Annotated in this window: 14 protein-coding genes; 5 read left to right on the forward strand and 9 right to left on the reverse strand. The window is 72.6% G+C overall.

Translation table 11 applies throughout. The features are described from left to right. Positions 1–112 precede the first annotated feature (112 nt). Positions 113–931: a hypothetical protein gene (locus DY240_RS10525; protein ID WP_119659866.1), complete on the reverse strand. Its 819-nt coding sequence runs from the start codon at positions 929–931 to the stop codon at positions 113–115. Positions 932–1,216: 285 nt separating this feature from the next. Here DY240_RS10525 and DY240_RS10530 point away from each other — a divergent pair, with 285 nt between their 5' ends. Continuing rightward, the gene (locus DY240_RS10530) at positions 1,217–6,634 is read left to right on the forward strand and encodes an SdrD B-like domain-containing protein (RefSeq protein WP_158602809.1); all 5,418 of its coding nucleotides are present in this window, start codon (positions 1,217–1,219) and stop codon (positions 6,632–6,634) included. A 104-nt stretch (positions 6,635–6,738) separates the two neighbouring features. On the opposite strand, the gene DY240_RS10535 is transcribed toward DY240_RS10530, so the two are convergent. Beyond that, on the reverse strand, positions 6,739–9,246 hold the full coding sequence (locus tag DY240_RS10535; RefSeq protein ID WP_119659868.1) for a LuxR C-terminal-related transcriptional regulator: 2,508 nt from the start codon (positions 9,244–9,246) through the stop codon (positions 6,739–6,741). A gap of 195 nt (positions 9,247–9,441) precedes the next feature. Here DY240_RS10535 and DY240_RS10540 point away from each other — a divergent pair, with 195 nt between their 5' ends. Continuing rightward, positions 9,442–12,207 (forward strand): helix-turn-helix transcriptional regulator, encoded by a 2,766-nt coding sequence (locus DY240_RS10540; RefSeq protein ID WP_119659869.1) that lies wholly within the window; start codon positions 9,442–9,444, stop codon positions 12,205–12,207. Between the two features lie 169 nt (positions 12,208–12,376). On the opposite strand, the gene DY240_RS10545 is transcribed toward DY240_RS10540, so the two are convergent. The 4 genes from DY240_RS10545 to DY240_RS10560 all read right to left on the reverse strand — a co-directional run bounded on the left by DY240_RS10545 (position 12,377) and on the right by DY240_RS10560 (position 15,941). Next, positions 12,377–13,120 (reverse strand): GAF domain-containing protein, encoded by a 744-nt coding sequence (locus DY240_RS10545; protein ID WP_158602810.1) that lies wholly within the window; start codon positions 13,118–13,120, stop codon positions 12,377–12,379. A gap of 62 nt (positions 13,121–13,182) precedes the next feature. Further along, positions 13,183–13,911, reverse strand: coding sequence for a GAF and ANTAR domain-containing protein (locus tag DY240_RS10550; RefSeq protein WP_119659871.1), 729 nt, complete (start codon positions 13,909–13,911; stop codon positions 13,183–13,185). Positions 13,912–14,451: 540 nt separating this feature from the next. Further along, on the reverse strand, positions 14,452–15,270 hold the full coding sequence (locus DY240_RS10555) for a GAF and ANTAR domain-containing protein (protein WP_119659872.1): 819 nt from the start codon (positions 15,268–15,270) through the stop codon (positions 14,452–14,454). Positions 15,271–15,359: 89 nt separating this feature from the next. Next, positions 15,360–15,941, reverse strand: coding sequence for a TetR/AcrR family transcriptional regulator (locus DY240_RS10560; RefSeq protein WP_119659873.1), 582 nt, complete (start codon positions 15,939–15,941; stop codon positions 15,360–15,362). Between the two features lie 107 nt (positions 15,942–16,048). On the opposite strand from DY240_RS10560, the gene DY240_RS10565 reads away from it, so the two are divergent. Further along, entirely contained in the window at positions 16,049–16,726 is a 678-nt protein-coding gene (locus tag DY240_RS10565) for a GAF and ANTAR domain-containing protein (protein ID WP_147375274.1), read from the forward strand. A 7-nt stretch (positions 16,727–16,733) separates the two neighbouring features. Here DY240_RS10565 and DY240_RS10570 read toward each other — a convergent pair whose 3' ends face one another. Then, positions 16,734–17,831 (reverse strand): baeRF2 domain-containing protein, encoded by a 1,098-nt coding sequence (locus DY240_RS10570; protein ID WP_119659875.1) that lies wholly within the window; start codon positions 17,829–17,831, stop codon positions 16,734–16,736. A gap of 23 nt (positions 17,832–17,854) precedes the next feature. After that, entirely contained in the window at positions 17,855–18,160 is a 306-nt protein-coding gene (locus DY240_RS10575; RefSeq protein ID WP_119659876.1) for a hypothetical protein, read from the reverse strand. Between the two features lie 104 nt (positions 18,161–18,264). Here DY240_RS10575 and DY240_RS10580 point away from each other — a divergent pair, with 104 nt between their 5' ends. Continuing rightward, entirely contained in the window at positions 18,265–18,588 is a 324-nt protein-coding gene (locus DY240_RS10580) for a plasmid stabilization protein (RefSeq protein ID WP_119659877.1), read from the forward strand. Positions 18,589–18,809: 221 nt separating this feature from the next. Next, positions 18,810–19,169: a G5 domain-containing protein gene (locus DY240_RS10585; RefSeq protein WP_199701263.1), complete on the forward strand. Its 360-nt coding sequence runs from the start codon at positions 18,810–18,812 to the stop codon at positions 19,167–19,169. 21 nt (positions 19,170–19,190) lie between these two features. On the opposite strand, the gene DY240_RS10590 is transcribed toward DY240_RS10585, so the two are convergent. Beyond that, positions 19,191–20,735, reverse strand: a complete 1,545-nt coding sequence (locus tag DY240_RS10590; RefSeq protein ID WP_199701264.1) for an MFS transporter — start codon at positions 20,733–20,735, stop codon at positions 19,191–19,193. Between the last annotated feature and the right edge of the window lie 105 nt (positions 20,736–20,840).

Below are 20,840 nucleotides of genomic sequence, written 5' to 3' on the forward strand. Positions count from 1 at the left end.
GCGAAGCCGGCGGCGGCGCCGGCGGCGGCCAGCCCGCGCAGCAGGTCGCGGCGGCGGGTGCGGCGAGGCGGCGGGTGTTCGCCGGGCTGCTGCTCCGTGGTCGGCTCGCTCATCAGCCGCTCGCCGTGGTCGTGAGGAACGCGCCGGCGAAGTCCACGCCCGGCGCGTCGGTGAAGTCGACGGCGGTCCAGTCGCCAGTGCCCCCGAGCCTGGCCTCGAGCCGCAGCAGCCGGCCCTCCTCGTCGACCCAGTACCGGACGGTCGCGTCGCTGCCGTCCGCCGCGGTGGTCGCGGTGGCGGGGTCGTAGGCGCGGTCGGCGGTCGGCCCGGCCACGACGTCGACCCGGACGCCGTCGACCTCGTCGGACCGCAGCCACCGCGCGTCGGTCTGCTGCAGCAGCAGCGGGTTGTCGGGGCGGTCGCTGGCGGCCTGGAAGACCAGCGCCAGCATCGCGTGCAGCCGGGACTGCTCGGGCGCCAGCGTCGACGACGTCCACGCGGTGTCGTCGGGCGGTGGGAGCGGCGGGTCGTCGGTGGCCGGCCCGACCGGCGCGTGCGACGTGATCTGCGACAGCGTCCACGCCACGAGCTCGGGGTCGGAGCCGTCCTGGCTGACGTGCGCGTAGCCGACGTGCTGGGCGAAGTCGGCCCAGCCGTCGACGGTGAACGTGCGGCCGTTGTCGACCACCTCGAAGCTCAGTCCGCGGACGCCGTCGGTGTAGTTCGTGTAGCGCATCATCGACAGCCGCTGCGCCTCGTCCCCGGTCAGCGGCCGCGGCCCGTCGCCGGACTCCGACGCGCTCGGCGACGTCCCCGGCTCGTCGTCGCCCGAGCACGCCGTCAGGGCGAGGACGGCGATCGCGGCGAGCGCGGCGGCGCGCCCGAACCGGCGTGCGGGCGGGCCGGCGCGGTGGTGGCCGGTGGTGGTCATGCCGCCGAGTGTAAGCACGGGCGCGATGCGCTCACCTGGCATTTCGGACACCGCGAGCGCAAAGTTCCGATCCAAAACGTGATCTGCGTCACAGCGCGTGCTGATCGCCATGCGAACCGACTCTTCATGGTCGGCGCCTTCGTGTACCCCGACCCCGGGGCGGCCCGGTGGCGCCAGGACGTGCAGCGCAGTTGTACGACAGCAACGGAGGACCCTGTGAGAGCGCTCCAGGAACGAGGCCGCGGCCGGCCATCCCACCATCGCCCGACACGAGCCCGCGCAGCGGTGGGAACGCTCGCCGCGCTGGGCGTCGTGGGCTCCGTCCTCGGCGCCGCCGGCGCGTCGACGCTGCCGGCCGAGGCCGCCGTCGGCGACCCGATCACCGGCACCATCTGGCAGGACTACGACTCCGACGGCATGTACGACACCTTCGAGGCGTCCGGTCTGCTGGAGGGCATCGAGGTCTACGCCTACGACGCCGCCGGCAACGTCGCCGGTCCGGCCATCACCGACGCGAGCGGCAACTATTCGCTGCCGGTGACCAGCGACGCCGGCCCGTGGCGGGTCGAGGCGAACGTGCCCGACACCCCGGAGTGGGAGGAGTGGCGCGACTCCGTCGTCGGCCGCGCGGCCGGCCAGAGCAACGGCACCACCGTCCAGTTCATCGACACGGTCCCGGCCTCTGACATCGACTTCTCCTTCCAGGTGCCGGGCGCCTTCATGGAGAACAACCCGTACGTCTTCCTGCCGGCGTTCCGGTTCGGCGCCAGCGACGGCGCCCAGGGCGGCCTGTTCGGCGGTGCGGCGCACGAGTACGAGGCGGTCAGCCCGAACACCAACACCGCGGTCCCGCTCAGCATGCAGGTGCCCTTCAATCAGATCGGCACCACCTACGGGACCGCGTGGCAGCGGGCCGAGGAGCCCGGCGGCACCGGGACCGTGTTCGCCTCGGCGTACGTCCGGCGGCACACCGGCATGGGCCCGGGCGGTGTCGACGCGATCTACCGGATCACCCCGGATGGTGGGACGCCGTCGTCGCCGACCGCCAGCGGTGACGTCTTCGTGAATCTCTCCGACTACGGCATCGACGTCGGCTCCGACTCCGACCCCGGCGCGGTCGCGGGCGACCCGAACGGGCTGCGCCCCGCGCTCACCCTGGAGAACCCCGTCTACGACTGGGGCACCGACGCTCAGGCGTGGGACCGGGTCGGTCGTGAGGGTCTGGGCGCGATGGAGATCTCCAACGACCAGGAGTCGCTGTTCGTCGTGAACCTGCACAACCGGTCGTTGGTCGAGATCGGCATCAGCCGGGACGGCACGCAGGTGACTGACGTGACCGAGCACGAGCTGGACCAATATTTCCCGGACAGCAGCGACCTGCGTCCGCACGGCATCTCGGCGAACCCGCTGACCAACGAGATGTACCTGACGGTCACGAACACGGCGGAGTCGACCCAGAACCGGGCCGACCTGCACGCCTACGTGTACTCGTTCGATCCGGCCGACCCGACGAACCTGACCCAGGTGCTGGACTTCCCGCTCGGCTACACCCGCGGCCTGTTCGCGAACCAGTTCAGCGCGGACTACCAGCCGTGGAACACCAACCCGGCGTTCTGGCTGCAGTTCGGGCAGCCGGCCGCGCTGCCGTACAGCTTCGTCATGAACACGGCGGTGCCGATCGTCGCCGACGCGCGCTACCTGCACGGCGACCTGATCGTGGGCATCCGGGACCTGGGCGGTGACCTGTTCGGCGGGCAGTCCGCTCTGGCTCCGGGTGACCCTCGGCTAGTGGCCGAACGGTCGCTGGGTGGTGAGCTGCTCAAGGCGGGCTCCAACGGCGACGGCACGTGGTCGATCGAGCAGAACGGCGTGGTCAACGGCGTGCAGGGCGCGTTCGCGAACGGTGTGACACTGAACGGGCCGAACGGCCAACAGGGCAAGTTCTTCATGGACACCTGGGTCAACGGCGTCGAACACCTGGGCGCCACGCTGGTCATCCAGAGCCGCGACGACGGCGTCATGGAGACCGGCATCCATGTGGCCGAGGGCTCCTATCAGGTGGGTACACGGCGGTTCGAGCAGAACACCGGCTCGGTCGTCGATCCGCGTGGTGCGGCCGTCATGACCGACATGAACATCGGCATCAACGCGACGATGAAGGGCAACGGCGTCGGCGAGCTGACCGCGATGGCGTCGGCGGCGCCGATCGAGATCGGCAACTACGTCTGGTACGACATCGACAACGACGGTGTGCAGGATCCGGACGAGCCGGTGGTCGAGGGCGCGACGGTCAACCTGTACGAGGTGGACGAGAACGGCAACCGCACGCTCGTCTCGACCACGACGACGGACGCGAACGGCGAGTACTACTTCTCGTCCAACGATCAGAACTACCAGTTGAAGACGCACACCGACTACGTGGTGGGCGTGGACAACCCGGCCGACTACGAACCCGGCGGGCCGCTGGAGAACTGGTACCCGACGGTCCCCGACACCGGCGACCCGAACTCCGTCGACCCGGACCGGAACGACTCCGACGGCATCGTGGAGACCACACCGGACGGGGACTTCCCGTACGCCGCCATCACCACCGGCGGTCCGGGGGAGAACGACCACACGATCGACTTCGGCTACTCGAACATCGACTACGAGTTCGACAAGCGGACGGTGTCCGGTCCGACGGAGTCCCCGGACGACGACGGCACATGGACGGTCGTCTACGAGCTGGTCGCCGAGAACACCGGGATGATCCCGGGGGCGTATCTGCTCACCGACGACCTGACCGGGTACGGCGACGGCGTCGAGGTGGTCGACACCCAGGTCGTCAGCGGTCCGCCCGAAGCGGCTGGCTTGCTGAACCCGAACTGGGACGGCACGACCGACCTGAACGTCGTGACCGGCGAGGTGCCGATTGCGCCGCAGTCGACGGTGGAGAACGGCACCGAGCACGTCTACACGCTCGAGGTCACCGTCCGGCTCACCACCGACCCGGACACCGGTGAGGTGACGGCGCTGCCGGAGAACCTGGCGTGCACCGACGGCCAGCAGGCCGGCGACGCGACGACCGGGCTGTTCAACCACGCCACGATGTCCCCCGACAACCACGAGGACCTCACCGACGACGAGTGCGGCGACCTTCCGATCGTCACGCTCGACAAGACCGTCGTGACCGAGCCGCACGTGGTGGACCGGGAGAACCAGCCCGGCGTCTGGGAGATCACCTACGGTCTCACCGTCACCAACGAGTCCGAGGTGCCGACCGACTACGACCTCGAGGACGCGCTGCGCTTCGGCACGGGCATCGAGATCGTCGACGGCTCGGTCGTCGCGGCGAACACCGTCCCGGGCAGCATCACGACCCGGCCGGAGTACGACGGCGTGACCGACCTGCTGATCGTCGAGGACGAGCCGATCGGCGCGTTGGAATCACACGAGTACACCGTCACCGTGCAGTTCACGGTGAACCTGCCCAACCCGCCCGCCCAGCCCGACCCGTCGGACTGCACGCTGGCCGGCGGCGAGGGTGAGGACGGCACCGGGCTGTACAACGACGCGAACTCGTCGTTCAACTCCTACCCCGACACCGACACCGAGTGCCGTGAGGTCGGCCAGCCGACCCACACGAAGTCGCTGATCTCGGCCGAGCCGATCGGGAACGGCCAGTGGCAGATCGTGTACGGCATCGACGTGGTCAACAAGGGCGTCCAGGCGACCTGGTACGACCTGGAGGACGAGCTGCACTTCTCCGACCAGGTGACCATCGTCACCGCCGACGTCACCGCGTCGCCGGCCGAGGCGACGCTGTTCGACCCGCCGTGGAACGGGCAGGACCAGCTGGTCATCGCCGAGCAGGTGCCGATCCTGGGCACCGACGACGACGGCTACGCGCCGCAGCACTACGAGCTGACGGTGATCGCCGAGGCGCCACTGCAGTTCGAGATCGGCGAGGGCGGCGCCGACCCGACGGCGTGCCCGGCCGAGGGTGAGGACCCGACGGCCGACACGGCGTTCAACAACACCTCGACGCTGACCGACGAGGCCGGCCTCGAGGAGGACGACCAGGCCTGCGCGCCGCTGCCGTCCATCGACATCGAGAAGACGATCAGCAGCGGGCCGACCGCCAACGGCGACGGCACCTGGACGATCACCTACGACCTGGTGGCCAGCAACACCGGCCAGGGTGACGGCGACTACGACATCTCCGACCGCCTGCGCTACGGCGAGGGCATCGTGGTCGAGGACGCCCAGGTGATCACCACGCCCGACGGCGTCACCGCGCTGGACACCTGGACCGGCCAGGGCCCGGACGGCGACCCCGTCAACGTCATCGCCACCGACGTGCCCCTGTCCGCGGGCGGGGTGCACACCTACCAGGTGCAGGTGGTGTTCTCCCTCGACGAGGACACCCTCACCGAGGAGTCCATGGCCTGCCCGGAACCGGACTCCGGCGAGAACGGCGGGCTGGCCAACAGCACCGGAATCGAGCACAACGACCTCACCGACGACGACGAGGCCTGCCTCTCGCTCGGTGAGCCGGACCTCGACAAGGAGCTGGTGTCCGCCGAGCCGGTCGGTGACGGGCAGTGGCAGGTCGTCTACACCCTCACGGTGAACAACCTGCTCCCGGGCGAGACCACCTACGACCTCGAGGACGAGCTGCTCTTCGGCGACACCGTCGAGGTCGACTACGCCGAGGTCACCGACTACCCCGACGGGGTGGACGTGAACGAGGACTGGGACGGTCTCGAGGACACCCTCATCGCCGAGGACGTCCCGTTGGCGGGGATGAACGACGAGGCCTACGCGCCGCACGTCTACACCATCACCGTGGTCGCCGACGTCCCGCCGGCCTTCGAGGTCGACGAGGACGGCAACACTCAGGCCGCGTGCCAGGGCGAGCCGGGCGACAACTGGGAGAACGGCGGTCTGAACAACGGCGCCACCCTCACCACCGAGGGCGGCGACGAGATCACCGACACCGACTGCGCGGACCTGCCGTCGATCCACCTGGACAAGACCATCGCGTCCGGGCCCACCTCGACCGGCACCAACGCGTACACCATCACCTACGAGCTGGAGGTCACCAACGACGGCGCCGCCGCCGGGGACTACGTCCTGTCCGACCAGCTCAACTATGGCGCCGGCATCGACATCGTCGACGTCACGGCGGCGAACACCGAGCCCGGCGACGTCCCGGTGCTGGACACGTTCACCGGCCAGGGCGCCGAGCCCGACGCGCCGGAGAACGCCATCACCGGCGAGGTCTCCATCGACGTCGACACCACGCACACCTACGAGGTGACGGTGGCCGTGACGGTCGACCCGGCGACGGCGACCGCCGAGTCGGTCCAGTGCCCGGAGGACCCGGGCGAGGGCGACACCGGTGGGCTGCTCAACCTGGGCCTGGTCGACCACAACGATCACGAGCTCGAGGCCGACGCCTGCGCTCCGGTCGACCCGCCGACCCCGCCGGACACCCCCGGCGGCGACGACGGTGACGACACCGGCAACGACGGCGGCAACGACAACGGTGGGAACGACGGCGGCAATGGTGGCGGGAACGACGGTGGCGACGACGACCTCGCCGACACCGGCAGCACCTCCACCCCGCTGCTGCTCGCCGGCGCCCTGCTCCTCCTCGCCGGCGCCACAGCCCTCATCGCCACCCGCCGCCACACCCGGACGGGAGGCCTGACCAGCTGACCTGACCCGCCAAGGGCCCGGCCACCGCCACCACGCGGCGGCCGGGCCCTTCGCACACCCACCCAACAGTGCGGTGGGGCGGCGTCCCCATCGACCGGCGGGTGTCAGTGGACGGGCGGCAGGATCGCCAGCGCCCGGGCCACCGTGACGGCCTCGTAGCGGTCGGCCGCGCCGAGCTTGCGGTACAGCGACCGGGCCGTCGTCTTCAGCGTGTTGCCGGAGATGTACATCGACTTGGCGATCTCGCTGAGGGTGGCCGGGCCGTCCAGCGACAGCAGCACCTCGGTCTCGCGCTCGGACAGCGCGGGCGTGCCGGTGGTGTTGGCCCGGTGCAGTGCGGCCAGCTCGACGGGCAGCGTGCTCAGCGGGCCCGACGACGGCAGCGGCAGGTCGCCACCGACGATGGCCGTCCGCAGCGCCGGAGCCAGCAGCAGCTGCCTCCGGACGCCGGTGCGCTCGACCAGCGCGAGCAGCTGGTGGACGTCGCCGTCGGTGGTGACGCCGCGTTGCAGGGCGCACTCGACGTGCAGGGCGTAGACATCGGCTCGGACGGTCAGCGGGACGGCGCCGAGGTCGCCGAGCGCCGCGAGCTCGCGGCTCGCCGCCAGCGGGTCACCGGCGGCCAGCAGGGCCCGGGCCTGGGCGACGGCGAGCAGTGCGGCGTGTCCGGGCGGCGCGATCGCGCTCTCCAGCACGTCGGACGCGGCCTTCGGGTCGTCGCGGGCCAGCAGCGCATGTGCCCGGGCGATGGTCGCGAGCAGCCGGTTGAGCGGCAGCCGGTTGGTCTCGTAGTCGTCGCCGGTGAGCAGCTCGGCGTGCCCGGCGGCCGTGCGGTCGCCGGTCAGCAGCGCGAGCACCGACCACACCAGGGCCAGCCGGCCGGCCGGCGGAACGGCGTCGCGGTCGACCCGGCGCTGAGCTCGGTGGAGGCGCTCGGCCACTCCCGCGGTGCGCCCGTACTCGAGGTCGAGCGCGCCGCGGGTGAGGTGCACGTGGTCGGTGAACTGGTTGTCGGACCAGCCGTTCCGCCGGGCGATCTCCGCCGCCGACCGCGACTGCCGGGTCGCGCCGGCGAGGTCGCCGCGCAGGAACGACGTGTACGAGCGCAGCGCCTCGCTGTTCGCCTCGTGCCAGGCGATGCCGTGGTGCCGGGCATGGGTGGCGGTGTGGCCGAGGATGCGCTCGGCGGCGTCGAGGTCGCCGCCGGCCAGCCGGTTGGCGCCGGTCTGCCAGTCGAAGTAGACGACGCGGTCGAGGTGCTCGCGCCGCTGCTCGTCGGTCGCGGCGTCGATCAGCGCCCGGCCGTTCCGCTCGACGGCGAGCGCGGCCGCGGCGTCGCCGCGAGCGCGGGCCAGCACCATCTGGAAGCACCTGATGGTGAGCAGCGTGCCGCTCAGCGTGTGCTGGTCGACCAGCCGGTCGGCCTGTGCCACCCGGCGGGCGAAGGTGTCGAGGTCGGGCGGCGGCGCGACGGCGGAGATGGCCGCCAGCAGCAACAACACCGGATCGGCGGCGACGACGTCGTCGGGCAGCGTGTTGACCGCCGGCAGCAGGTCGTCGAACTGGCCGCGGGCGACGGCCGGCTCCCAGCTGGCCCGCACCACGCTGCCGGCGGTCGCCTTGTCCAGCGTGGAGTCGACCACCAGCGGCAGCGCGTCGGTGGTGCGGCCGCGGGCGACCAGCAGCCGCACCGCGCGGGTCACCAGCTCGGTGCGCCGGCCCGGCTGCTCCAGGTCCAGCTGGTCGAGCAGGCAGCGGCGGACCGGCAGCGGGAGCCGCCAGTGGCCGTCGTCGGAGGCGGGGACCAGCCGGCCGGCCGTCGCCCACCGGTCGATCAGCGTCGCCGCGTAGGCCGGCACCGCCTGGTCCTCCAGCAGCAGTGCCAGCACGGTCGCGTCGAACCGCGGCGCGGCCGCCGCGTCGGTGAGCAGGGCGCGGTCCGCGGGGCCGAGGTCGCCCAGGACCTCGATGCGGACGAAGCGGTCGATGAGGTCGTGCAGCTTGCGCTCGGACAGCGTCGCGTCCGGCCGGCGGGTCCGCAGCCACGCGACCACCAGCGCCGGCCAGCCGTCCGCCGTCTGCTCCAGCTCCGCGACGTCGTCGGCGGTCAGTGCGACGCGGAACCGGGTGGCCAGCTGCTGGACCTCGGAGGCGTCGAACAGCAGGTCCGGCAGCCCCACGAGCTGGATGGTGCCGTCGAGCAGCCGGTCGGCCGTCACCCAGCCGGGCAGCGTCCGCGTGCTCAGCAGCAGCCGGGTGTCGTGATCGCGGACCGACCGCAGCGCGGCCCGCACGCCCTCGCCGTCGGGCCGGACGACGTCGTCGAGCAGGATCGCCGGCGGGTCGGCGGCGTCATCGGCGACCGCGTGGGCCAGGATCTCGTCGACGACGGCGCCGAGCTCGTCGCCGGCCCTCGGATCGACGCGCGCCACCCGGCCGGGACCGAGCCGGCGGGCGACATCGTCGAGCAGCATCGACTTGCCCAGCCCGGGCGGGCCCTGGACGACGACGATGGGTGCCGCGTCGGACCTGGTCAGCGGCTCGCTGAGGCGCGGGCGGGACAGAACGGGGCGTGGTCCGGCCCGCCGGCGGTCACCCTCGGCACCCTGCATCGCGCGTTCTCCCCCCGCCGTCCCCCCGATGACGATCTTAGACTCACCCCCTTCCTCACCCCAGGATCCACCCCCGCGGACCCGTCAGCAGTGTCGGCTTCTGCCGTCATGGGAGGGTGCCGGACGCGATGCTTGGGGGTGAAGATCGCGATGGGGGGCCCGGCGATGGTGGTGATCGCAGGGTGAGGGGAACGGGTGGACAAGGACGTACGCGACGCGTTGATCGGTCGCGACAGTGAACAGACCAGGATCCGGGAAGTCCTGCTGAGGTTGGCGGCCGGCGAGGGGGGTGCGGTCGTCGTCGAGGGGACCGCGGGTGTCGGCAAGAGCGCGCTGGTGCGTGCCGTGGCCGACGACGCGCGCTCCGGGCGGCTGACCGGGCTGGACGAGGTGACGGTGTCGTCGGTGGTGGCCGCCGACTCCGAGCGCGGCTGGCCGTTCTCGGGACTGCACCTCGTGCTGTCGGCGGTCGTCGGCTCGCTGGAGCCGGAGCAGCAGCGGCAGGCGGCGCGGCTGGTCGACGATCTGACGACGCAGCTGGACCAGACCGCGTCGGCGTACGAGATCGCCGTCCAGGTGCAGCCGCTGATCAGCCGGGTCCGGCGGCCGCTGGTCATCGTCATCGACGACGCGCACCGCCTCGACCCGCAGTCGCTGGAGGTGCTGGGCTTCGTGGCCCGCCGGGTTGGGACCTCGCCGCTGGTGTTCCTGGTGGTCGTCGACACCGCCGAGCGGGTGCCCCCGCTGCTCGGACTGCCGCTGATCCGCCTCGGGGAGCTGTCGGCCACCGAGGCGACCGAGCTGGTGCGCCGGGCGGCCGGCTCGCACACTCTGCACAGCGTCGCGGCGCGCATCGCCGCTCGCGTCGGCGGCAACCCGCGGGCCCTGCTCGACGTCGTCGGCCGCATCCCGGACGTCCAGCTGCTCGGGCAGGTCGAACTGGACCGGCACCTGCCGCACTCGCCCGTCCTGCAGGCGCTGCAGCTGCCCGAGCTCGGGGCGCTCAGCGACGACCAGCGGTTCGCGCTGCTGGTGGCCACCGGCAGCGAGGACCACCGCCTGGCGCCGGTACTGCACGCGCTCGGCTCGCCGGACGCGCCGCACATCGCCTGGCTCTTCGCCGAGCACCTGAATCGTTCGGACGGCACGTTCACGCTGAAACGCCCGGCCGTCCGCTCGATCATCTGGCAGGCCGCCACCATGGTCGAACGCGACGCCGCCCATCAGGCGCTGGCTGACGCGTACGCCGACTCCGACCCCGGCCGGCAGCTCTGGCACCTGGCGCAGACCCGGCACGACCACGACGACGAGCTGGCGACCCGGCTGGAGCAGGTGGCCACCGAGTCTCTGGTCCGCGGCGAGGTGGAGCGGTCGCTGGCGTTCGCGCGCGAGGCGGTCCGGCTCACGTCCAAGCCCAGCGAGCGGGTCGGGCGGCTGCTGCAGGCGGGGCGGTTCGCCGTGCTCGCCGGGCGCTTGGACGAGGCGGTCCACATCGCGCGGGAGCGGTTCCGGCTGGACACCACGCCCGAGCAGCGTGCCGACTTCGCCCTGCTGGAGGTGCGGGCGCGCAACCTGCTCGACGGCGAGGTCGCGACCGGTCTGGTCAGCCGGCACGTCGAGGAGGTCGCGCCGATCGACCCCACCCGCGCCGCCGCGCTGGACCTCGCCGCCGCGCAGGGGCTGGCCGGGCGCATGGAACAGGCCGAGGCGGCCCGCTTCCTGGCCCTGGCGGAGCGGTTCAGCGACGACTTCGACGCCGCGACCCGGGCCACGCACCGGCGTACGGCCGCGTTGCTCGCCTCCGTCAGCGGCGAGCTGGACCGCGCGGTGGAGCTGGTCGAGGCCGACACCGCGGGCGCCGAGGACCTGTTCGGCGAGGCGGAGACGAACCTGCTGCACGCGACCGTGCTGGTCCGGGCCGAGCGGTACGGGCAGGCGCGGCGGCTGCTGCGGGCTGTCACCAGCGGCCAGTTCGGCGACTCGCCACTGCTGCTGCGGGCGGCGCTGGCCGGGCTGGTCCAGCTGGAGCTGCGGGCCGGCCGGCTGCGTGAGGCCGCCGAGGCGGCGGCCGCCTGGGACCGCGTCGACGCCGACAGCGCCCACCGCGCGCTGGTGCCCGCGTACATGGTCCGGGTCAACGCCTACCTCGGCGAGGACGAGGCCGCCTGGGAGCGCCGCCGCCAGTCCATCGAGGGGTCGCGGCGGCACGGAGACTCGTGGGCGACGGCCGTCATGCAGGCCGAGACCGGAGCGTTCCTGCTGCTGCTCGGCCGGTTCGACGAGGCGATGTCGGTGCTCGACCACGCCCGCCGGCAGGCCCTCGAGCACGCCGACCCGTCCGTCCTCGCCGTCGAACCCGACTACATCGAGGCGTGTGTGCGCAGCGGCGAACCGGGACGGGCCCGCGCCGCCCTGGCCGAGTTCGAGCTGCGCGCCGAACGCGTCCCGACGGCGTGGGCCCGGCACACCGTCGCCCGCTGCCGCGCGCTGACGAGCGAGGGCGAGGAGGCGCTGACGCTGTTCCACGAGGCGGTCGAGACCGCCACCGACACCGTGTCGCCGGTCGAGCAGGCCCGCACGCTGCTCTGCTTCGGCGAACGGCTGCGCCGGCTCGGCCGCCGCACCGATGCCCGGTCGTGGCTGCAGCGCACGGTCGTGCTGGCCCAGGAGAGCGGCGCCATCGCGCTGGCCGGCCGGGCCGGTCAGGAGCTGGGCGCGGCGGGCGGGCCGGTCGCTCCGACGACGCGGCTGGCCGACCTCACCGACGCCGAACAGCGCATCGCCACCCTCGTCGCCAGCGGCCGGCGCAACCGGGAGATCGCGGCCGAGCTGTTCGTCTCCGTCCGCACGGTCGAGGCGCACCTGGGCCGCATCTTCCGCAAGCTCGGCATCCGGTCGCGCACCGAGCTGACCGGCATCGTCGTCACGGGATTGGACGACGACGGCGCCGGGCAGACCTGAGTCGAAAAAAAAACCGGAACCGCCGCGTGCTGATCCGGCCCGCCGGCGACTCCTTCATAGTGACGGATGGTGGTGCAGGGCCGGCCGGCACATCCGTCCACGGGGGAATCGGCACTCCGCTTCCCGGCGAAGCCCCCCTTCCCGGGAGCGGAGTGGCCGTCCCTGTCGATCAGCGCTTCGGCGGGCGGCTCGTGGAGCCGTCCGGGTTGAGGTCGACGGCGCGGTCGAGGACCTTCCGCGCGACCTCGCCCAGCGCGACACCGGCGGCGAACGCCCGGGCCCGCAGCAGCGCCAGCGCGTCGTCCGGCGACAGCCCGAGCCGGGCCATCAGGAAGCCGGTGGCCTGGTGCACCTCGGCGCGTGCGGCCCAGACGCCGGCGGGCTCGCCGTCCGGTTCAGCGGGGTCGGGGTGGTGGTCGATCTCGAGGTCGTGGAGCAGCGTCACACCGATGGCCGCCGCCAGGTGCGTCGTCAGCTCCGCCTCCGGCGCCGGCCGGCCGCGCCCGGTGCGGTACGCCGTGAGCACGCCGAGCACCTCGGCGCCCACCGGTACCGGGACCGCGAGCATGGTCAGCGGGCCGGCCTCGCGCAGCGCCGCCTCCGCGAACACCGGCCAGGCGCGCGCCGCGTCGTCGGGGCCGACGCTGGCGGCCACCGCCCGGCCGGACCGGTAGGCATCGACCCCCGGCCCCTCGCCGAGGACGTCCTGCAGGTTCTCGACGCGCGCGACGACGTCGTCGGTGATGCAGACGGTCAGCCGCTGGGGGAGCGTGCAGGCGAGCACGATGGCGATGCCGTCGGCGTCGAGGATCGAGCGGCAGGTCTCACCGAGCCGGGCCGCTCGTGGCGCGCCCGGTCCAGCGTCCGCGACCGCCTGGGCCAGTCGCGACGTCACCTCGGCTCGTGTGGTCAAGCGGCGGCTCCCGTGCGGCGACCGGCGCACGGAGCCGGTCGCCGGTCCACCACCCTACTGGATCACTCGCCGCTGCCGTGGGCGTCGGGCAGCGACCTCGTGCGCACGACGTTCGCCGCGACCCGGCTGAGCTTGACATTGTTGTCGCGGGAGTAGCGGCGCAGCACTTCGAACGACTGGGTGGCGTCCAGCCCGTACCGCTCCATGAGGATGCCCTGCGCCAGCCCGATCTGGTAGCGGGCGTCGATGGCCTCGCGCAGCGTCGACGACCGGCGGGCGTCGGTGATCGCGATGGCGGCGTGCCGCAGCAGCAGCCGGGCGACGGCGACGTGCCGGTCGGCCGGCTGCTCGGGCAGTTCCCAGAACACGATGATCGCGCCGGAGTAGTGCGGCCCGAGGTCCAGCGGCAACGCCAGCAGGCTGCGGTAGCCGATCTTCGCGGCGGCCGCCCGCCACCGCGGCCAGCGCGGCTCGGTGGCGGTGTCCTCGACCAGCACCGGGGCCTGCTCGGCCAGCGCGGTGATCGACGGCCCCTCGTCGAGCTCGAACTGGATGGTGTCGGCCTCATCCGCGCGGCTGCTCGTGCCGACGACGAGTTCGCGCTCGCCGCGCCGGCGCAGCAGGGTAGCGCTCGCGGCGTCGCCGCCGACGATCTCGACGCCCTGGTGGACCACGGCGGTCACCGTCGAATGGACGTCGGGCTGCAGGTAGAGCTGCGACGCGGCGGCCGCCAGGAGCCGGGTGACGGTGTCCGGCTCGGGTTCGGGAAGCGCCTCGGACGGCGTGTCCATGAAGACCTCGGTGCGTCGGCCTGATGCGGCGGTACTGCCGCCGGCTGACGTCTTAACCGGAGACCGTCAAGGTACCCAGCGCGACCCGGAAAGACAAATCACCCGGGCCGCTGGCACGCCTCACTGTTGCCGTGCCCGTTTCGCACCGTTTGTCCGGCTGTGGACGGCGATGATCATCAACGATCGCCTACATCACGAGGATGACGTGAGCTTCACCACGACTGTAGGCGTGTTGACGCTGGGGTAATCCTCGTGATGGCCCCCGAATCACGGCGAAATCTCACCAGGCGGACGCTCAACGACACCAAACTCACACAGAAGCCGGCCGAACGCCCCGGACGACCGTCGCCACACTGCCCCCGTCCCCCTGATAGCTGCCCGTTCTTTGCCGCGGGCGCGCGGGTCAAGCGGTCATCGTCGCGCGAAGCGCCAATAGTCCGCTTGAGGCGCGCGTGCGCGGCCAAGACCATCGGGCAGCAGGGGGACGGGCCCACGCCCGGGGATGGCCAAACGCCCAGCGAACCAAGCGAACGTAGTGGCCTAGCCGGCTTCGCCGTGGCGAGCCCGCCTGGTGTCGCCGCTGATGCCGTCCGGACGCCGCTGGAACGCGGCCGTCTGGGGCGCCGGCTGCCCGGACACCTTGGCGACCATGCGCTCGGCGACGGTGCGCAGCTTGAGGTTGTTGTTCTGCGAGTGCTTGCGCAGCAGCGCGAACGCCTGGTCGGCGGTGCAGCGCTGCTGGGCCATGAGGATGCCGACGGCCTGGTCGATGACGCTGCGGGTGGCCAGCGCCTGCTCGAGCTGCTCGGTCAGTTCGGCGTCCTGGGCCCGGCGCAGCGCGAGGGTCAGGGCGGTCGAGGCCTGCGCGGCGAACGTCTCGGCGCGGCGCCTGTTCTGGATGTCGAACGCCTCGGGCTCGTCGAAGTCGTAGAGGTTCATGGCGCCGATGACCTCGCCGTTGACGACCAGCGGCAGGCTCAGCGACGACCGCACGCCCAGCGCGACGGCGTGGACGCGGTACTCGGGCCAGCGCGGGTCGGACTCCTGGTCGGCGATCTCGACCACCTCGCCGGTGGCCAGGGAGTGGACGCACGGGCCCCAGCCGCCGGCGTACTGGCCCTCGTCGACCTGTGCGGCGCGGGGGTCGCTGCTGACGACGGTGCGCGGTTGCCCGTCGTAGCTGGTGGTGATGCCGCAGGACGCCGGAGGTTCGACGAGATCGGCGGCCAGCTTCGCGAGGTCGGTGAGGAACTCCTCGACCTTCGGCGCGTCGAGCAGCAGGTTCTGCACCGCACCGAGGAGCTCGGTGAGCTCGCGGCCAGGTGGGGTTCCGTCGCCGATGGATCCGATGCCGGTCATGTGCTCAGCCCCCGTCGCGCCGCTGTGGCGATGGCCATCGCCGCGGGACCGCGTGCGCCGTCCCGTTCGCCACTGTACGCCGGGGGTGGTCAGCGGAACTGTTCGATGAGGTTGGCGGCCATGGCCTTGGCCCGCTGGGCGGCGTCGAGGTCGCCCTCGAGCGCGGCGATGATCGAGCCCTTCATGAGGATCTGCCACGACCGGGCGAACTGCTCGGGATCGCGCAGCCCGGCCTCGGCGGCGCGCTTGCTGACGATGGCGCGCAGGTTGGCCAGGTGCTGGATGCTGGCCTGTCCCAGCGGGTGCGACTTGCCCATCTCGAGCAGCACGGTGATGAAGGCGATGCCGTCGAAGTCGTCGCTGCGGAACCATTCGTCGAACACGTCGAAGATGGCGAGCAGCCGTTCCTCGGCGGTCTCGCCGCGCTTGTGCGACTCGGCCTCGACCAACCCGACGGTCCACTCGCGTTCCCGGCGGTCGAGGAACGCCAGGACCAGGTCGTTCTTGGACGGGAAGTGCTTGTAGAAGGTGGCCTTGGCGACATGAGAGCGTTCGATGACTTCGTCGACGCCGACGCCGAGCACACCCCTGCGGGCGAACAGCCGGTAGCTGGTCGCCAGGATGCGCTCCCTCGCGGTGGGCGTGGCGCCGGGGGTCTCCGGAGCCTGCATGACGCTTCACCCTACCCGTTGACACCGCTCGCTGTCGCGGGATAGACAGAACTGTCTGTTCGTGGGTGGTGGAGCCGTGTCGCTCCTGGCAGGAGGTGGGTGGAGCAGTGGATCCCAGTCCGACGTCCGAGCTCGCCGAGGCGGCCGCCGACCTGCACGGCGAGCCCGATGTCGAGAGTACCGTCCAGAGCGTCCTCGAGTATGCCCAGGCGATCACGGGCGGCGACGGCGTGGCCGTCATGATCCGCCAGGCAGGCCGGCCCGCGGTGATGTCGGCCACGAGCCCCGAGGCGGCCGAGGCCGACCTCGTCCAGATCCAGTGCGCCGAAGGTCCCGGCCTGCAGGCCATGTGTGTCCGCGACGCCGTCCTGGTCGACGACGTTGCGGCCGACGCGCGGTGGCTCAGCTGGAGCCGGCCCGTCAGCGAGCTGGGCTTCCAGAGCGTGCTGTCGCTGGGTCTGGGCACCCATCGGACGTCACTCGGCGCGTTGAGCGTGTACTCGTCGAGGGCCCGCGCGTTCCCCACCGATCGCGCGGAGCTGGCTCGCCTCTACGCCCGGCACGCGTCCGTCGCGCTGGTGTCCGCCCGGCACGAGTCCGGGTTGCGGCGGGCGATCCACGCACGGCACATCATCGGCCAGGCGCAGGGCGTGCTGATGGAGCGCTACGGGCTCGACGCTGAACGCGCCTTCGCGATGCTGCGCAACAGCGCCCGGCATCAGGGCGTCACGCTCACCCAGCGGGCCGAGCAGATCCTGGCGTCGCGGCCGGCCGACGTCAGCTGAGCCCACGTCACCCCTGCGGGGCCGGCCGGTCCCATCGCAGCAGCGCGGCCACACCGTCGTCGGGCAGCAGTGACGGAGCGGAGAAGACCGCCTCCGCGCCGGTCGCCGCCGCCGCGGCGAGCACCAGCAGGTCCGACCGGACCGCCGGAGCCGAGCGCACGCCGTCGGGGAGCGGCAGGTAGGGGTGGTCGGCCGGGCGCACCGTGCGGCCGGCCGCGCGGTCCCCGTCGAGGACGACGGTCTCGACGCCGGCCTGGACGGTCATGTCCAGCACCTCGGCGAGGCCGACGGCGACGGCGTACTGCCGGCCGAGGTGCTCCTCCAGCCGCTCCGCCGCGCGCCGCCGCCGTTCGTCGACGACCCGCCTGACCGCGGCGTCGGCCTCGGCGACGAAGGCCTCGTTCGAGGCGCCGTCGGCGCGGCTGCCGTGCTCGGCCTCGACCACCTGCTCGGCGATGTGCGGCGGCAGGCCGGTCCGGACGTCGTGCCGGGCGCGCGGGTCACCGGCGAGCACGATCAGCGGCGGCTCGGTCCCCGCCAGCCGCTCCAGCTCGGCCACCACCGCCCGGGCGTTGAACCGCCAGACCTCGTCGGTGCGTCGTTGCAGGTCGGCCATGGCCCATCCGCCGTCGGGCACCTTGCTGAGGTTCTCGGTGCTGCCCTCCACGGTGTGGACGGTGCCCGGCTCGCGGCCCCAGGCGGTGTAGTGGTGCAGGTCCGCGCCCAGGTGATCGGCCAGGACGACCAGCACCGGCACCGCCGCCTCCTGGTAGGCCAGCCACGCCGTCGTGTCGGGCAGCGGCCCCCACGTCAGCACCTCACGCCCGGACCACCGCGGCAGCGTCTCGTCGACGAGCACGCCCTCCCGTCCCGCGACAACGAACCGCGCCGTCTCACCCGGCGTCCCGGTCGGCTCCAGCAGCCGGGCGACCACGTCGTCGGCGACGGCCTGCGGCGCGCCCGCGGCCACGAGCTCCGCCCGGGCGGCCCGGCCGCGCAGGTCCAGCTTCTGGCGCGCGTCCTCGGTGGTCCGGCTGACGTCGAGCAGCGCGCTGGCGAACGGTCCTTGGTGGTCGAGGATGCGGGTGAGGGTGTCGAGTCGCATCGTGTCTCCCTCGTGCGGTGGGGTCAGCTGTCGGGCTCGGTCTCGATGTGCATGCCGGTGACGCCGTCCCCCGCGACGTCGGCCTGTGTCTCGTCGGTCGCCGGCGCGTCGTCGGGAACCTCCTCGGCCAGCCGGTCGTCCAGCGTCCGCTCCTCCTCGACCCGGAACAGGCCGGGGGTGGGCGCGTCGACCGGCACCGGACGAGCCTCGGGCTCGGGGATGTCGTCGGTCGGCCGCAGGTCGTCGGCGATCTCCGGGATGCCGGCCTCCTCCTGGGTGGCGCCGGGGTCGCGGTTGGCGTCGTCGTCGGGGCTGTACGGATCGCTCATGTCGTCCCTCCCTGTTGGCCCTGCTACCCGGTGCGGCGGGCCGCAAACGACGACGGTTGCTTTCGGCCCGGACGGGTACGGGCCAGCTGACGGAGGTGATCCGGATGCCGAGAGAGTGGAGCGCCAAGCGCGAGCGGCAGTACGAGCACATCAAGGAAGGCCTGAAGGACCGCGACTACAGCGACGACCGCGCCGAGGAGATCGCCGCGCGCACGGTCAACAAGGAGCGGGCGAGGTCCGGTGAGGCCCGCGAGAAGAGCCGCTCGTCCACCGACGACATCTCGTCCGGCCGGCGCGGGGGACTGCGGTCGGGCAAGGGCCCGGGTGGGCGGACGAAGGACCAGCTCTACAACGAGGCCAAGCAGAAGGGCATCAAGGGCCGCTCGAAGATGACGAAGAAGGAACTGGAGAAGGCGGTCGGGCGCTGACGCCCCGCCTTCCGAACGCAGCCTGCCGGGCCGGTGCCGAGGGTCACACCGGCCCGGCACCCTGCTATTGACGCGCGCGCGGGCCGGGGATAGCCTCTCGGCTTCCGATCGACGTGCAGGGGGGGCCGGGGGGCCATGGGTATCGGAGGATCGCGCCTGCGTGCGGGCGTTCTCGTGATCGTTCCGCTCGCGATGACGTCACGACCGCCGGGGTCGAGGGCGTGCGGACGCTCACCTACGAGGTCACGCTGACCGACGGCGTCGAGACGGGCCGGAGCCTGGTGAGCGACGAGGTCACGACCGCGCCGGTCGACGAGGTGACGTCGGTGGGGACGTACGAACCGCCGCCGCCACCGGAACCGGAGCCCGAGCCGGAGGACGAGGAGGCCGCCGCGCTCGTCGAGGCGCCGCCGGACGAGGGGTGCGACCCGAACTACAGCGGCTGCGTGCCGATCGACAGCGACGTCGACTGTGCCGGCGGCAGCGGCAACGGGCCGTCGTACGCCGACGGGCCGGTCCAGGTCACGGGTTCGGACATCTACGAGCTCGACGCGGACGGCGACGGGGTCGGCTGCGAGTAGCCGGCCCCGTCGCCGCGACGATCAGCGCTGCCGGCCGGTGCGGGTCCACGTCCGGTCGGTGTGCTGCCGCGGGTGCGCCGTGCGGCCCGGCACCGAGCGGGACTGCCGCCGTCGCCGTCGCTCCGCCGGATGCGTCGGCCGCGACCGTCCGCGCAGACCACGGCTGAGCAGGCCCGGCGTCAGCGACACCGCCGCCTCGGGCACGGAGTCGCGCGGCACGACGTACAGCACGCCGCGGCCGGGCCGGTCGCGCAGGATGAGCCGGGTGGTCAGCCGGCCCTTCCGTGCCAGTGCGGCCCCGACGATGACGGCGCCCAGCAGCGGGCCGGAGCCGCTGGCGATCATCGCCACCTGCGCGCCGAACTCGTGCGCGAGCCAGCCGATCAGCGTGCCGGAGCCGGCCTGCGCGCCGAACAGCACCAGGATGTACAGCGCCATGACGCGGCCGCGCATGGTGCCGGCGACCGCCGTCTGGACCATCGTGTTGCCGCCGGTCAGGTAGAGCAGCGACACCGCGCCCACGGCGACCAGGAGCACGCAGAACAGCGGCAGCGACCCGATCGTCCCGGCCACCATCTGCAGCACGCCCAGCACGCCCGCGGTGTAGACCAGCGTGCGCAGCCGCAGGCTCCGCCGGCGGGTCGAGGCCAGCGCACCGGCGACGGCGCCGGCGGCGAGGCAGGAGTTCAGCAGGCCGTAGCCGGCCGACCCGATGCCGAACACGTCGTCGGCGTAGGCGGCCAGGACGGTGGCGAGGTTGATGCCGGTGATCGCGACGAAGCCGACCAGGACGACCGACCACAGGATCACCGGCTTCTCGCCGACGTAGCGCAGGCCCTCGCGCAGCTGACCGCGGGTGCGGCTGATCGCCGGCGCGGCCGACAGCTCCGATGCGCGCATCGCGACCAGCAGCACGACGGCGACGACGCCGGCCAGCGCGTTGACGACGAACGACCAGCCCTCGCCGACCAGCGCGATGCCGACGGCGGCCAGCGCCGGGCCGACCAGCGCGCCGAGCTGGAACACCGTCGAGTTGATGCTGATCGCGTTGCGCAGGTGCTGGTGCCCGGCGACCTCCGGGACGAACGCCTGCCGGGCGGGGTTGTCGACGACGATCGCCAGGCCCAGGAACGCGGCGCTGGCGAGGACGTGCCACGGCTCGATCGCGCCGGTGAGCGTCAGCACACCCAGCACGAGCGCGGACAGCGCGAACAGCGACTGCGTGATCATCAGCAGCTTGCGCTTGTCGAACCGGTCGGCGACCACGCCGCCCCACAGGCCGAACACGAGCATCGGCGCGAGTTGCAGGGTGACGGTGAGCCCGACCCAGGCGACGTTGCCGGTCAGGCTGAGGATGAGCCAGTCCTGCGCGACGCGCTGCATCCAGCCGCACGTGTTGGTCAGGACCTGCGAGATGACGTAGAGGCGGTAGTTACGGACCCGCAGGGAGGCGAACGTGTCGCGCCAGTGCGGGCGGCCCGGCTCGTCAGTACTGGGACGAGCGACCGAGCGGGTATCTGAGTGGGCTGGTGAGGACGGGTGCAGGGCGGCGGGCGCCGGTCTCACGGTGCGGTTCCTTGTGATGGTGCGGATGGTTGGCGTGCGGCGGTCCCGCCACGCTGGCAGGACCGTGTTCAACGTTAGGTGCTGAACGTCGATTTACTAAGCCGA

This window comes from Jiangella rhizosphaerae (assembly GCF_003579925.1).
Lineage (GTDB): Bacteria > Actinomycetota > Actinomycetes > Jiangellales > Jiangellaceae > Jiangella > Jiangella rhizosphaerae.

Excerpts from the sequence above, each read along its gene's own strand:
- DY240_RS10570 (WP_119659875.1), bottom strand. The coding sequence starts at position 17,831 with ATGCGACTCGACACCCTCACCCGCATCCTCGACCACCAAGGACCGTTC.
- DY240_RS10560 (WP_119659873.1), bottom strand. The coding sequence starts at position 15,941 with ATGCAGGCTCCGGAGACCCCCGGCGCCACGCCCACCGCGAGGGAGCGC.
- DY240_RS10575 (WP_119659876.1), bottom strand. The coding sequence starts at position 18,160 with ATGAGCGATCCGTACAGCCCCGACGACGACGCCAACCGCGACCCCGGC.
- DY240_RS10550 (WP_119659871.1), bottom strand. The coding sequence starts at position 13,911 with ATGGACACGCCGTCCGAGGCGCTTCCCGAACCCGAGCCGGACACCGTC.
- DY240_RS10580 (WP_119659877.1), top strand. The coding sequence starts at position 18,265 with ATGCCGAGAGAGTGGAGCGCCAAGCGCGAGCGGCAGTACGAGCACATC.
- DY240_RS10525 (WP_119659866.1), bottom strand. The coding sequence starts at position 931 with ATGACCACCACCGGCCACCACCGCGCCGGCCCGCCCGCACGCCGGTTC.
- DY240_RS10535 (WP_119659868.1), bottom strand. The coding sequence starts at position 9,246 with ATGCAGGGTGCCGAGGGTGACCGCCGGCGGGCCGGACCACGCCCCGTT.
- DY240_RS10555 (WP_119659872.1), bottom strand. The coding sequence starts at position 15,270 with ATGACCGGCATCGGATCCATCGGCGACGGAACCCCACCTGGCCGCGAG.